At 74.8% G+C, this 13,818-nt stretch carries 11 protein-coding genes; 8 read left to right on the top strand and 3 right to left on the bottom strand.

Annotated features, from left to right (window positions below; all coding sequences use genetic code 11):
- Positions 1-114: 114 nt before the first annotated feature.
- The 6 genes from SGA01_RS23930 to SGA01_RS23905 all read left to right on the top strand — a co-directional run bounded on the left by SGA01_RS23930 (position 115) and on the right by SGA01_RS23905 (position 8,780).
- Positions 115-498 carry a hypothetical protein gene (locus tag SGA01_RS23930; protein WP_141298470.1) on the top strand — a complete coding sequence of 128 codons (384 nt, stop codon included), beginning with the start codon at positions 115-117 and terminating at the stop codon, positions 496-498.
- A gap of 119 nt (positions 499-617) precedes the next feature.
- Positions 618-1,850, top strand: coding sequence for an MFS transporter (locus SGA01_RS23925; RefSeq protein WP_141298453.1), 1,233 nt, complete (start codon positions 618-620; stop codon positions 1,848-1,850).
- A gap of 20 nt (positions 1,851-1,870) precedes the next feature.
- Positions 1,871-3,937 (top strand): SpoIIE family protein phosphatase, encoded by a 2,067-nt coding sequence (locus SGA01_RS23920; RefSeq protein ID WP_141298452.1) that lies wholly within the window; start codon positions 1,871-1,873, stop codon positions 3,935-3,937.
- Positions 3,934-6,711 (top strand): SpoIIE family protein phosphatase, encoded by a 2,778-nt coding sequence (locus tag SGA01_RS23915; protein WP_141298451.1) that lies wholly within the window; start codon positions 3,934-3,936, stop codon positions 6,709-6,711. Before SGA01_RS23920 ends, SGA01_RS23915 begins: the two co-directional genes overlap by 4 nt.
- Positions 6,712-6,792: 81 nt before the next feature.
- The gene (locus SGA01_RS23910; protein WP_141298450.1) at positions 6,793-8,007 is read left to right on the top strand and encodes an amidohydrolase; all 1,215 of its coding nucleotides are present in this window, start codon (positions 6,793-6,795) and stop codon (positions 8,005-8,007) included.
- Between the two features lie 74 nt (positions 8,008-8,081).
- Positions 8,082-8,780, top strand: coding sequence for a GntR family transcriptional regulator (locus SGA01_RS23905; protein ID WP_141298449.1), 699 nt, complete (start codon positions 8,082-8,084; stop codon positions 8,778-8,780).
- A gap of 387 nt (positions 8,781-9,167) precedes the next feature.
- On the opposite strand, the gene SGA01_RS23900 is transcribed toward SGA01_RS23905, so the two are convergent.
- Together SGA01_RS23900 and SGA01_RS23895 are read right to left on the bottom strand one after the other, a co-directional pair.
- Complete coding sequence (locus tag SGA01_RS23900) at positions 9,168-10,307, bottom strand: hypothetical protein (protein WP_141298448.1); 1,140 nt, start codon at positions 10,305-10,307, stop codon at positions 9,168-9,170.
- A complete protein-coding gene (locus SGA01_RS23895; protein ID WP_141298447.1) occupies positions 10,304-11,236 on the bottom strand; it encodes a 5-dehydro-4-deoxyglucarate dehydratase in 933 nt (310 codons plus the stop codon). The genes SGA01_RS23900 and SGA01_RS23895 overlap by 4 nt, the downstream gene beginning before the upstream one ends.
- A gap of 250 nt (positions 11,237-11,486) precedes the next feature.
- On the opposite strand from SGA01_RS23895, the gene SGA01_RS23890 reads away from it, so the two are divergent.
- The gene (locus SGA01_RS23890; protein ID WP_141298446.1) at positions 11,487-12,296 is read left to right on the top strand and encodes an NAD-dependent epimerase/dehydratase family protein; all 810 of its coding nucleotides are present in this window, start codon (positions 11,487-11,489) and stop codon (positions 12,294-12,296) included.
- Positions 12,297-12,519: 223 nt separating this feature from the next.
- Here SGA01_RS23890 and SGA01_RS23885 read toward each other — a convergent pair whose 3' ends face one another.
- Positions 12,520-13,494, bottom strand: coding sequence for an AraC family transcriptional regulator (locus SGA01_RS23885; protein ID WP_141298445.1), 975 nt, complete (start codon positions 13,492-13,494; stop codon positions 12,520-12,522).
- A gap of 55 nt (positions 13,495-13,549) precedes the next feature.
- On the opposite strand from SGA01_RS23885, the gene SGA01_RS23880 reads away from it, so the two are divergent.
- A complete protein-coding gene (locus SGA01_RS23880; RefSeq protein ID WP_141298444.1) occupies positions 13,550-13,789 on the top strand; it encodes a hypothetical protein in 240 nt (79 codons plus the stop codon).
- The last annotated feature ends 29 nt before the right edge of the window (positions 13,790-13,818 follow it).

Raw genomic sequence — 13,818 nt, 5'->3', positions numbered from 1 at the left:
GCAAGGTCACGCTCGCCCGTCCGAGCAAGCATTCGAACGCCATCGAGTCGCTGACCCTGCTTTCCCTCGCGGAGGACCGCCGTGCGCCTGCCCCGTTCCCTGTCCGGCTGGACCATGGCGGTCTTCGGCGTGCTCGCCGCCGCGCTCGGCGTGGTGGGCCTGGTCGCCCCGGACGCCCTGCTCACGGTCATGGGCTTCGCACCGGTGCCCCGGGGCGAGCGTGCGGACGGCGACCACACCCTGGTCTTCCTCACGGCCTCCTCGATGGCCGCGCTCAACATGGGCGTCTACTACGTCCTGGCCGCACTCGCCGACTGGAAGCCCTTCTTCCGCTGGACGGTCCCCTTCCGGCTCCTCACCTGCGCGGTCTTCACCCTCGCCGTCGTCACGGGCCGCGCCCCGGCCGGCTTCCTCGGCGTGGGCCTGTGGGAAGGACTCGGGGCCGTGGTGACGGGGGCGGCGCTGCGGTACGAGAAGCGGGGCGGCGAGCGCGGATGAGCGCGGGCACCGAAGGCGCCGGGACCGAGGGCACCGGGCCCCTGGCATCGTGTCCCGGGCATCCGGGATAGGGCAGGTGACCGATCCGTAAGGCCCTCCTCAGAGGCCAGGCTGCGGCCATGCGTTGGTATCTGACAGGCATCGTCGTGTCCGGCTTCGGTACGACGGCCATGTGGCTGGTCTCCGGGATCTGGGTCAAGTCCCTCACGGGTTCGGACAGCCTGGCGGCGCTCGCCGCCTTCGCCCTGTGGGCGCCCGTCCTCCTCGGGCCGCTGCTCGGCACGCTCGCCGACCGGGTGCGGCGGCGGCCCCTGCTCGTCGTCCTGAACGTGGCGATGGCGCTCCTGCTGCCCGTGCTCCTGTGGGTGGAGTCGGCGGACCGGGTGTGGCTGCTGTTCGCGGTGCTCGTGCTGTACGGGGCCCAGGGCGCCGTCCACGAGGCCGCCGAGCAGGCGCTCGTCGCGACGACCCTCGACGAGGGGCGGCTCGGCACCCTCAACGGGCTGCGGATGACCGCGAACGAGTCGATGAAGCTGATCGCCCCGCTCGTGGCGGCGGGGCTCTTCGCCCGGTACGGCGGCGGTCCGGTCGCCCTCCTCGACGCGGCGAGCTTCGCGCTCGCGGCGGTCCTGTTCGCGCTGATGCCGGTCCGGGAGGAGCGCCCCGCTCGGTCCGCGCGCCCGCACTGGTGGCGGGAGACGGCCGAGGGCGTACGGCTGCTGCGGGCCTCGCCCGTGCTGCGGCCGCTGGTGGCGACGGGCGGGTTCACGATGCTGCTCGCGGGGGTGAACGGGGCCGCGATCTACGCCGTGGTGGACAGCGGGCTCGGGCGCTCCCCCGCGTACGCCGGTGTGCTGTACGCGGTCCAGGGCGCGGGCTCGGTCCTCGCGGGCCTGCTCACGGGGCCGCTGCTGCGCCGGGTGCCGGAGCGGGTGCTCGCCGCCACCGGTCTCGCGGTGTTCGCGGTGGCGGTGGGCGTACGGGCGCTGCCGTACGGGGTGACGGCCCTCGTGGCGAGCGCGGTGATCGGCCTGGGGATGCCGTGGGTCCTCGTCGCCACCATGACGGCGGTCCAGCGGGAGGCCCCGGCGGAGGCGGTGGGCCGGGTGGCGGCGACCGCGCACACCCTGGTCTTCGCCCCGAACGCGCTGGCCATCGCCTTCGGCGCCGGTCTGGTCGCGGTGGTCGACGTCCGGATCCTCCTGCCGGTCCTCGCGGTGGCGGGAACGGCCTGGGCCGCCGGCCTCGCCGTACGGGGCGGGCGCCGGGGCGGCGACCCCGGCGGTGGCCGGGTGGACGGCCTCGCGGTGCGGGGTGGGCAGGGGGCGGGGAGCATGGAGGGAGGCGCGTAGGGCGGCGGGAGGAGGGCAGTGTGACGGCCGGTTCCTTCCCGGAGACGGCGGGGCGGGCGAGTGTGCCGTTCGACGCCAAAGGGCTCCTCGACATCCTCGGGGTCGCGGCCATCGTCATCGACGCGCGCGGCCGGATCGTGCTGTGGAGCCCGCAGGCGGAGGCCCTCTTCGGCTACCGCGCGGACGAGGCCCTCGGCCGGTACATCGCCCGGCTGATCGTCGGCGCCGAGCACCGCGAGGAGGCGCTGCGCCTCTTCGGCGAGGTGCTGCGCGGCGGCGCGACCTGGGCGGGCACCTTCCCCGTACAGCACAAGGACGGCAGCACCCGCGAGGTGGAGTTCCGCAACATGCGGCTCACCGACGACCTGGGGGGTCTGTACGCCCTGGGGATCGCCGCCGACCGCGCCGTCGTCGAACGCGTCGAGACCGGCCTCGCCCTCTCCGACCGGCTCGTCTCCCAGTCGCCGATCGGTCTCGCCGTCCTCGACACCGACCTGCGGTACGTCCTCGTGAACCCGGCCCTGGAACGGATCAACGGCGTCCCGGCCGCGCTGCACATCGGGCGCCGGATAGCCGACATGCTGCCGCGGATCGACGCGGCGGCGCTGGAGACGGCGCTGCGCGAGGTCCTCGCCACGGGCCGGCCCCTGCTCGACCACCCGACGACGGGACGGACCCCGGCGGACCCCGAGCACGAGCACACCTGGTCGGTGTCCTTCTACCGCCTGGACGGGGCCGAGGGCCAGGTCCTGGGGGTCGCGGCCTCGGTGATCGACGTGACCGAGCAGCAGGACGCCGACGCGGAGGCGAACCGGTCCCGGCGGCGGCTCGCGCTCGTCGCGGACGCCTCGGCGCGGGTCGGCACCACCCTGGAGGTGGACCGGACGGCCGACGAACTCGCCGGGGTCGTGGTGCCGGAGCTCGCGGACATCGCGGCCGTCGACGTCCTCGACTCCGTCCTGGCGCTGCGCAGGCCCGGGGTGCCCGAGGCGGGCCCGGAACTCTTCCGCGCGCTCGCGGTGAAGGCCTCGGGGCCGACGGAGGCGCTGCCTGCCGCGGACCCGCCCGGGGCGGTGGCGATGTACGGGGCGGACCGGCTCGTCACCCGCTGTGTGCACACCGGGCTGCCGGTCCTCGTCGAGCACGTCGGCCCCGCTGACCTGCCCCGGATCGCCCGGAGCCCGGAGGCCGCGGATCAGCTCCGGCGGGCCGGGGTGCACTCGTATCTGGCGGTTCCGCTGATCGCGCGCGGGGAGGTGCTCGGCGCGCTCGACCTCAAGCGGGACCGCAATCCGCTGCCGTTCGACGGCGACGACGTGCTGCTCGCGACGGAGCTCGCCGCCCGCGCCGCGGTCAGCATCGACAACGCCCGCTGGTACCAGAGCGTGCGGAACTCGGCGGTGACGCTCCAGCGCAGCCTGCTCCCCGGCACTCCGCCGGAGCGCGCGGGCCTGGAGGTCGCCTCCCGCTACCAGCCCGCGCAGGCGTCGAGCGAGGTCGGCGGCGACTGGTACGACGTGATCCCGCTGCCCGACGACAAGACGGCGCTCGTCGTCGGGGACGTGATGGGCAGCGGGATCGACGCGGCGGCGACGATGGGCCGGCTGCGCACGGCCACCTGCGCGTTCGCGGACCTCGACCTGTCGCCGGCGCAGGTGCTGCGGCACCTGGACCGGATCACGGCGGGCCTGGAGCACTACATCGCGACCTGCCTCTTCGCGGTGCACGATCCGCGTCTGGGGCGGTGCCGGATCGCGAACGCGGGCCATCTGCCGCCCGTGCGGATCCCGGCGGACGGCCCCGCCGAGCTGGTGCGGCTCTCGACGGGGGTGCCGCTGGGGGTGGGCGGCGGCACCTTCCGGACGGCCCGGATCCCCTTCCGTCCCGGGGACGTGCTCGTGCTCTACACGGACGGTCTCGTCGAGACCCGTGACGCGGCGATCGACGACCGGCTCGCGGTGCTCGTGGACCTGCTCGACGGGGCACGCGGGCCCCTGGAGGAGACCTGCGACATGCTGCTCAAGGCGCTGCGCAGGCCGGGCGCGCAGGACGACGTGGCGCTGCTCGTCGCACGGAGCACGGCATGAACGCGCGAGCGGGCCGGAAGCCCCGGGACGGCAGGACGCCCCGGGACGACAGGACGGGCCTGCGGAGCGTCGCGGGCCAGGTCTTCGCCCTGGAGGCGCTGATCGCGCTGCTGCTGATCGCGGCGGCGGTCTTCGTCATCTTCCACCAGGCGCAGCGGGACACCGAGCGGGACGCCCGGATCCGGTCGCTCTCCGTCGCGGAGGCCTTCGCGCACGCGCCGGGCATCGACGAGGCGCTGACCTCGCCTGATCCGACGGCGGAGCTCCAGGCCCGGGCGGAGGCGACCCGCCTGGCGACGGGGGTCGACTTCATCGCGGTCCTGAGCCCGGCCGGGGTGCGGTTCACCGACTCCCAGCCTGAACTCATCGGCCGCGTCGCCACCGGGGACCTCACGCGCGCGGCGGTCGACGGCGACTCCTTCACCGAGCTCTTCCGGGGCGCGCCGAACGACGCGGTACGGGCCGTGGTCCCGGTGGTGGACGAGAAGGGAAAGATCGTCGGCATGGTCAGCAGCGGCATCGAGGTGCAGAGCATCTCGGACGCGCTGCGGGGGCGGCTGCCGCTGCTCGTCGGTGCGGCGGCCGGCGCGCTGGCGCTCGCCGTGGGCGGGGCGGGTCTGGTGAGCCGGCGGCTGCGGCGGCAGACGCACGGCCTCGGGCCCACCGAGATGACCCGGATGAAGGAGCACCACGAGGCGGTCCTGCACGCCGTGCGCGAAGGAGTCCTGATCGTGGGCCCCGACCACCGGCTGCTCCTCGCCAACGACGAGGCGCGGCGGCTGCTCGGGCTGTCCGCGGACGCGGAGCGGCGGCACGTCTCGGAGCTCGGCCTCGATCCCCGTACGGTCGAACTCCTCACGTCGGGGCGGGCCGCCACCGACGAGGTGCACCGGGCGGGCGACCGGCTGCTCGCGGTGAGCGTGCGCCCCACGCTCACCGCCGGCGCCGAGTCCGGGAGCGTCATGACGATGCGGGACACCACCGAGCTGGCCGTGGTGACCGGCCGGGCGGCGGTGGCCCGCGGCCGGCTCCAGCTGCTGTACGAGGCGGGGGTGCGGATCGGGACGACGCTGGAGGTCGTACGGACCGCGGAGGAGCTGGCGGAGGTGGCGGTGCCTCGGTTCGCGGACTTCGCGACGGTGGAGCTGCTCGAACCGGTGCTGCGCGGGGAGGAGCCCCCGGACGACGCGGCCACGATGACGGAGATGCGGCGGACGGCGCTGAGCGGGCTGCGGCCGGACCAGCCGCTCCAGCCGGTCGGGGACACCATCCACTTCGACGTGACCGGCGCCCCGATGGCGGTCGCGCTGGCCGCGGGGCACGCGGTGGCGCAGCCGGAGCTGGCCGCGGCGGAGGCCTGGCGGGCGCAGGACCCGGAGGGGGCGGCGCAGGCCCTCGCGTACGGGATGCACTCGCTGCTCACGGTGCCGCTGCTGGCCCGTGGGGTGGTCCTCGGGATGGCGAACTTCTGGCGGGCGGACACCCCGGAGCCGTTCGGGGAGGAGGACCTGTCGTTCGCGGAGGAGCTGGCGGCGCGGGCGGCGGTGGCGATCGACAACGCGCGCCGGTTCACGCGGGAGCACGCGATGGCGGTGACGCTCCAGCGGAGCCTGCTGCCGAGGGCGCTGCCGGATCAGAGCGCGGTGGACGTGGCGTACCGCTATCTCCCGGCGAAGGCCGGGGTGGGCGGCGACTGGTTCGACGTGATCCCGCTGCCGGGGGCACGGGTGGCGCTGGTGGTGGGCGACGTGGTGGGGCACGGGCTGCACGCGGCGGCCACGATGGGGCGGCTGCGGACGGCCGTGCACAACTTCTCGACGCTCGACGTGCCCCCGGACGAGCTCCTCGGCCACCTCGACGAGCTGACGGCCCGGATCGACCACCGCGAGTTGGAGGGCCCGGACACCGAGGGGCGGCGGCGGGACGAGGGCATCACGGGTGCGACCTGCCTGTACGCGATCTACGACCCGGCTTCCGGGCGGTGCGCGGTGGCGAGCGCGGGGCATCCGGGACCGGCGCTCGTCGGCCCGGACGGACGGGTGGAGTTCCCCGAGCTGTCGCCGGGGCTGCCGCTGGGGCTCGGACTGGGGGACGTGCCGTTCGAGACGACGGAGCTGCGGCTGCCGGAGGGCAGCAAGCTGGTGCTCTTCACGGACGGGCTCCTGGAGGACCGGGGGCGGGACCTGGACACGGGTCTCACGCTGCTGAGGTCCACGCTCGCGCGCGAGGACCGGAGCCCGGAGCAGACCTGCGCGGACGTCCTGGCGACGCTTCTCTCGCCCTCGCCGCGCGACGACATCGCGCTGCTGGTGGCGCAGACCCGGCTGCTCGACCGGGAGCAGATCGCGGAGTGGGAGGTGGAACGGGACCCGTCGGCGGTCTCGCCCGTACGGAACGCGGCGGCGGCGAAGCTGTCGGAGTGGGGGCTCGACGGGCTCGCGTTCACGGCGGAGCTGATCCTCAGCGAGCTGATCACGAACGCGGTGCGGTACGGCGCCGATCCGGTCCGGGTGCGGCTGCTCCACGACCGCACGCTGATCTGCGAGGTCTCGGACGGCAGCAGCACGTCCCCGCACCTGCGGCACGCGACGACGACCGACGAGGGCGGCCGCGGGCTGTACCTGGTGGCGCAGTACGCGGAGCGCTGGGGCACGCGGTACGGCCGCCGCGGCAAGACGATCTGGGCCGAGCTGCGGGTGGAGGACATGGACGCGGGTCCGATGGCGGCGAACGTGGTGCCGGACCTGGACGCTCTGGAGGACCTGGCCTGGTGAGAAGCGGGCCCTCGCCCGCCGGGATCTTCGTGGTATACCAAGAGCTGGTATACCAGACCGTCGAAGCCCCGAGGAGACCCCGTGACGACCCCGCCGCAGCCGATCGGCACCGCGACCGTGTTCCACGACGTACGGCTGCCCTCCGGGGGCCCGGCCGGCGAGCTGATCGCCGTGGACGGCCTGCTCGTGGCCGAGGTCCCGCCGGGCGCCGTCGTCGAGCGGGTCGACGGGGGCGGCCGGCTGGCCCTGCCGACCCTGGTCGACGCCCACATCCACCCCGACAAGACGTCCTGGGGCGAGCCCTGGCACAGCAGGCGGCCGGCTCAGGGCATCGCCGATTACGTCGCCGGGGACGTGGAGCTCGCCCGCGCGCTCCCGGCCCCGGTGGGCGAGCGGGCGCTGCGGCTGATGTCGCACGCGGCGGCCCAGGGCACCCGGGCGATGCGCGCCCACGCCGACGTGGCCCCGGCCTACGGCCTCTCCGGGATCGAGGGGGTCGCCGAGGCGGTCGGGAAGCTGGCCGGGATCGTCGACGTGGAGCTGGTCGCCTTCCCGCAGCACGGGGTGGTCCGCACGCCGGGGGTGGCCGAGCTCCTGGCGGAGGCCGCCGCGAGCGGTCTCGTCACGCACATCGGCGGCATCGACCCGGCCGGCTTCGACGCGGAAGGGGACGGGGAGGGGGATCAGCTCGGCACGGTCTTCGCGCTCGCCGAGCGGCACGGCCTCGGGCTCGACATCCACCTCCACGACCGGGGCGAGCGCGGCCTCGCCCCGCTGCGGGACATCGCCGCCCGCACCCGGGCCCTCGGCCTCCAGGGCCGGGTGAGCGTCGCGCACGCCTTCGCGGTCGCGGGCCTCGCCGCACGGGAGCTGGACGAGACGGCGGACCTGCTCGCGGAGGCCGGGATCTCCCTCACCACGGTCGCCCTGTCGGAGACGACGATCCTGCCCTTCCGGCGCCTCGCGGAGCGCGGGGTCCGGGTCGGGCTCGGCTCGGACGGGGTGCGGGACAGCTGGAGCCCGTTCGGCGACGCGGACATGCTGCACCGCGCCTGGCTCGCCGGCTGGGCCCTGGACGCGCGGCTCGACGAGGACCTGGAGGCCTGCTTCCGCCTCGCGGCCGACGGCGGCGCGGAGCTCCTCGGCCTCCCGAAGGCCGACCTGCGCCCGGGCTCCCCCGCCGACTTCATGCTCGTCGACGGCGAGTGCCTCCCCCAGGTGGTGGTCGACCGCCCCCGCCGCGACCTGGTGGTCCGCGCGGGCCGGGTGGTGGCGAGGGACGGCCGCCTGGTCTGACGGGCCGGCCCCGCCGGTCTGCGAAGATCGGGCAGCGGCGGCAGCCCCGACCCCGCCGGACTGGAGCCCTTCCCATGACCGCCCCCCGCCCCGCCCCCCGCGGCTCCGCCGCCGGGGACACCCACCCGTCCCTGCGGGAGCGGGTCTACGCGGAGCTGCGCGAGCGGATCATCGAGGCGGAGTACGCGGCGGGGACGCGGCTCGTGGAGCGGGAGATCGCCGACGAGCTGCGGGTCTCCCGGGTGCCGGTGCGCGAGGCGATGCAGCGGCTGGAGTCGGAGGGGTTCCTCTCCGTGCAGCCGCGCCGGGGTGCGGTGGTGACGGATTTCGGCCCGGAGGACGCCGCGCACCTCTTCGACGTACGGGAGAACCTGGAGGGCCTGGCCGCCCGCCTCGCCGCCCGGCACGCGCGTCCCGAGGACCTCGCCGCGATGGAGGAGCTCCTCGCCCGGGCGCGGCGGGCGGCGGAGTCGGGACGGCTCCGCGAGGCCGTCTCCCTCAACGCCGACTTCCACCGGCGGATCGTCGAGCTCTCCGGCAACCCCCTGCTGGTGGACCTGATGGCCCCGCTCGACTCCCGCCTGCGCCGCCTCTTCCGGCTCACCTCCGCCGATGCGGACGGCGAACCGATGTGCGGCGCCCACGAACGGCTCTACGAGGCCGTCCGCGACCGCGACGAATCCGCCGCGGAGTCCCTGGCCCGCGCCCACGTCGCCGCCACCCGCGCCTCGGCCCTGCGTCTGCTGAACGCCCGCCGGGAGCAAGCCGGTTGACGCGCATCGACTAGGGTGCGCGGATGTCGCACACACCGACGCACGGCGGCTACCGGACCGATCGCCTGTGGGCGGTGTTCAGGGGCGCGCTCGTCGCCACGGGGATCGGCTCGGCGCTGGCTCTGTTCGGCACGCTGAACGCCGACGACGAGTGCGGTCGGGGCTGGACCGAGGGGCCGGGCACGCCGACGGGATCGCGGTTCGAGGCGTTTCCCCCGTCCGTCGTCTGCGAGTTCGAGCGGGGAGAGGTCTCCACCACAGGGGACGTGCTCGGCGGTTCCTCTGGGTGGCCATGGCCGTCCTGGTCGTCTGCCTCTTCACCGCGCTGATCGCGGGGATCGGTTACGCACTGGCCGTGCGCCGCCTGCGCGCAGAACGCCGCACGCCCTAGGGGATGTCCAGCTTGAGCAGCGCCGTACGGACCGCGTCCAGGTCCGCGTCCGAGGCCAGTCCCGCGTGGTAGAGCCGCAGTTCGGTCGCGCCCGCGGCCCGGGCCCGTTCGGCGTCGCGGGCCAGGTGGTCGGGGGCGCCGCCCATGCCGGTGACGACGGAGAGATTGGCGGCGACGACCCTGCCGGGGCCGGCGTGGGCGGCGAAGGAGGCGACCTTCGGGGGGCGGGCGACCACGCCGTCCGCGAGGGCGAGGACGTGGGCCGGGTCCGTGCCGGCGTCGGCGCCGCAGCGGTACGGGTCGGGGTCGGCGTGCAGCAGGACGCGGAAGCCGGGCGGGGCGGCGGCCCGTACGGTGGCCACGGCGGCCTCCTGGAAAGAGCGGGCGGTCCCGGAGCGCCAGGCCAGGACGGGGGCCTCCAGGTCGCCGAGCCCGAGCGCCGGTCCGGAGCCGGCCCAGACGGGCGCGAGGGCCCGGCGTACGGCGGCGGCCAGTTCATCGGGGTCGGCGCCGCCGTTCCCGTACCCCTCGCGGCAGGAGGGGCAGAAGCAGAGGGACATCAGGTACTGCTCGCGGTCGCCGAGCGGGACGCCGGAGGTCTTGTCGTGGGCGTGGAGATGGGCGAGGCCGTACCAGCCGCAGGACTCCAGCTCGGTGCCGGCCGCCCCGGGGCGTACGGCGGCCTCGGCGGCCAGGTCGACGAGCAGGGCGCGGACGTCGGGGAGGGCGATGCAGGGGGCCCAGGGGTAGCGGTCGCCGTAGGCGTTGACGACGGAGGTCTCGGGGTGCTCGGCGCCGAGCCGGGAGTTGTGGGCGAGGACGACCCAGCTGTGCACGTCGAGCCCGGTGCCGGCGAGCGCCTCGGCGGCCCGGCCGTAGGAGTCCCCGGGGGCCCAGTCCCCCGCCGTGTACGGGCGGAGCGCGCGGCCCGCCCAGCGGTCCGGGTCCGGCGGGTAGAGCACGGCGGCGTGTTCGGCGGTGACGATCCGGTGGGCCGGGTGGCGGGGGCTGAGCGCCCGGGTGGAGTGGTAGGCGGCGGCGAGCGTGACCTGTGCGATGCCCAGCTCCGCGAGGAGTCCGGGCGCGGCGGGGTCGCCGTCGACGTCCCAGGGGTAGAGGAAGGCCGCCGTTCTCACGCTCCGGCCTCCTTCAGGAGGGCCCGGCCGCGCTCGATGAGCCGGGCGAGCTCCGCGAGGTGTTCGGGGGCGGGCTCGCTGAGCGGCGGCCGTACGCCTCCGACGTCCAGACCCTCCATCCGTACGGCCGCCTTGACGAGCGAGACGGCGTATCCCCGGCCCTGGGCGCGGAGTTCGACGAGCGGCCGGTAGAAGCCGTCGACGAGCAGGTCCACGGTCGCGTCGTCGCCGGTGGTGAGGGCCCGGTGGAAGGCGAGGGCGAGGTCGGGGGCGAAGCAGAAGACGGCGGAGGAGTAGAGGGTGACGCCGATGCCCCGGTAGGCGGCGCCGGTGAGTTCGGCGGTCGGCAGGCCGTTGAAGTACAGCAGGTCGAGGCCCTCGGAGCGGACGGCACTGACGATGCGCTGCATGAGGTCGAGGTCGCCGAGGCCGTCCTTGAGGCCGATGACGCCGTCGGTGCGGGCGAGGGCGACGGCCGTCTCGGGGGTGAGGATCGCGTTGTCCCGCTGGTAGACGATGACGTCCAGCGAGGTGGCGGCGGCGAGTTCGGTGTAGTGGCGGAGCAGCCCGGCCTGGTCGGCCACGACGAGGTACGGGGGCATGGCGAGGAGCCCGTCGGCGCCGGCCTCCTCGGCGAGCCGCGCGTACTGGATCGCGAGCGCGGTGCCGTAGCCGGCTCCGGCGACGACGGGGACGCGGCCCGCGACCTCCTCGACGGCGGCGGCGACGCAGATCCGGAACTCCTCGGGGGTGAGGGCGTGGAACTCGCCCGTGCCGCAGCAGGCGAAGACGGCCGCGGCGCCCGCGTCGACGCCCGCGCGGACGTGGGCGCGGAAGGCGTCGAGGTCGAGGGAGCCGTCCGGCCCGAAGGCGGTGACGGGGAAGAAGAGCAGGCCGTCGAGCCGGCCGGCGAGCGGGGCAGTGGTCACGGAGGCTCCCAGGAAGTCCGTCGCGTACAGCCGTCCCTCTGCACAGTCGTGCACAGTTCTGACTGTCATCCATATTCTTGAACACCGACGTGCTGCACGCTAGAACAGCCCGGAAGGGCCGGTCAAGAAGAGAACACGCCGTATGACGGAGTCTTGACGCTCCGTCGGACCGCTCCCTACCGTGTCCACGGTTGTGAACGACACCCATCTGCATGGCAATCGACGCCACTCGACGGAGGAGAACCACTCCATGTCCGCACCCCGCACCGTCCTCCTCACCGGCGCCGCCGGCGGCGTCGGCACGCTGATGCGGGAGCTGCTGCCCCCGTACGGCTACGAGCTCCGCCTCCTGGACGTCGCCCCCGTGCAAGGGGCGCCGGACGCGGTCGTCGCCGACCTCGCGGACCGCACGGCGCTGCGCGAGGCGGTCCGGGGCGTCGACGCGGTCGTGCACCTGGCGGGGATCTCCCTGGAGGCCGACTTCGACAAGATCATGGCCGCCAACATCGCCGGGACGTACAACCTCTACGAGGCCGCCCGCGAGGAGGGCGTCCGGCGCGTCGTCCTCGCCTCCAGCAACCACGCCGTCGGCTTCACCCGCCGCCCGCGCGAGGGCGAGCCGGTCGTCCCGGTCGACACCCCGCACCGCCCCGACACCTTCTACGGCCTCTCCAAGTGCTTCGGCGAGGACCTGGCCCAGCTCTACTGGGACCTGCACGGCATCGAGACGGTCTCCGTGCGCATCGGCTCCTGCTTCCCCGAGCCCACCTCGGTGCGGATGCTCTCGATGTGGCTCAGCCCCGCGGACTGCGCCCGCCTCCTGCACGCCTCGCTCACCGCGGAGTCCGTGGGCCACACCGTGGCGTACGGCTCCTCCGCCAACACCCGTGCGTGGTGGGACCTCTCGACGGCCCGGGCCCTCGGCTACGACCCGCAGGACGACTCGGAGGTCTACGCGGAGAAGATCGTCGCCGACAAGGGACTTCCCGAGGAGGGCAGTGCCGACGACCTCTACCTGGGCGGCCACTTCTGCGTGGACCCGCCGCGCTGGCCGCACTGACCTTCGCCACCGGGACGGGGCGGACGTACACAGGACCCGGCCGGACTTAAACGGGGGAGCCGGCCGGGGCCCGGGTCACGGGTGCGCGCTGGCAGACCGGACTTGTCCACGTTAAACGCGGACGAAGATCATCGCGAGCCGCCGAACGCGGCCTCTGTCCGGATTGCGCGGTCCGCTCACGCGGCGCCCCGCTCGCCCCTCCCCCGGACGCCCGGACGCCGGGTCAACCGCACGCCCGCAAGGTCCGGGACGGGGACTCGCCGTACTTCTCGCGGTAGCGGGCGGCGAACCTGCCCTGGTGGGCGAAGCCCCAGCGCCAGGCCACCTCGCTCACGGTCAGCTCGTCCGGTGCGGCCGCCCGCAGCTCCTCGCGCACCCGGTCGAGACGGACCTCCCGCACGTACGCCATCGGCGACATCCCCACGTACTCCCGGAAGGACTCCTGCAGGCGGCGCACGCTCACCCGGGCCAGGGCCGCGAGTTCGGTGGTCGTGAACGGGTGCTCGGGGCGCTCCCGAACCGCGTCCATCGCGCGCTTGACCGGCGCCGGGCGGCGCGCCTCCGCCGGGTGGGCGAGCGCCTCGCGCCAGGGGTGCTCGGCGGCCAGGAGCAGTCCGTTGAGCAGCGCCTCCTGGAGCGGCCGCGCCACCAGCTCGTGGTGGGCGAGCCCCTCCCCCGCGAGCGCCTCGTAGGCGACCTGGCGGGCGAAGCGGACCCAGCTCAGGCCGGGGCCGCGCGAGATGTCCAGGCGGGGCGCGAAGGCGAGCGGACCGCTCACCGGGCGGCCGAGGAGCCGTTCCAGGCGGTCGCTCAGCTCGGCCGCCCCGATCTTCACGGAGAGGGTCCGGCAGTCCCCGCTCCAGCGGTCGAGGAAGGTGTCCCCCGCCGGGTCGAGGAGCAGTGCCTCGGTGGCCGTCGCGACGATCCCGGTGCGGCTGCCCTGGCGCATCTCCATCCGGCCGCTGAGCGGCGCGTTCAGGTGGTACGCGCCGAGCTCCCCGAAGCTCATCCGCACGTCGGTCCCGCAGCTCAGGTCGCCGATGACCAGCGGCCCGAGGGCGACGGTGTCGAAGCGCGCCGCGAAGGGCCTCTGCCGGTCGACCACGTCCATGCGGTTGGCGTAGTAGCGCGCGTCGAGCTCCTCGCGCGCCTCGTCGACGTCCTCCGTGCGGAACGAACTCCCGCCCACTGTCCCCATGGGTCGAAAGAATATTCATATGACGGATCTGACCGGGAACGGCAGGATGCCCGGCATGCCGAGACCCCAGGGATTCACCTACGAGCGCCGCCGTGACGGCTCCGTCGTCCTCACCCACCACGGACGCGCCGCGGGCGTGCTGCGCGGCGGGCGGGCGGAGAAGTTCCTCGCGGAGGTGGAGGCGGGGGACGCCCAGCTGGTCATGGCCCGGTGGACGGGCGCGTACCGCTTCGGCAACGAGCGGCAGGCCAGGAACCATCCGCGTAACCAAAGTGGCCGAACCCGGCGAGGGTAAGGGAACGGCAAAGCCGTCCGGATCGTTAC

It is taken from the genome of Streptomyces gardneri (assembly GCF_006539185.1).
In the GTDB taxonomy this organism is placed as follows: Bacteria; Actinomycetota; Actinomycetes; order Streptomycetales; family Streptomycetaceae; genus Streptomyces; species Streptomyces gardneri.
The sequence above is the reverse complement of the archived record's forward strand: the minus strand, read 5'-3'. Positions and strand labels throughout refer to the sequence as shown.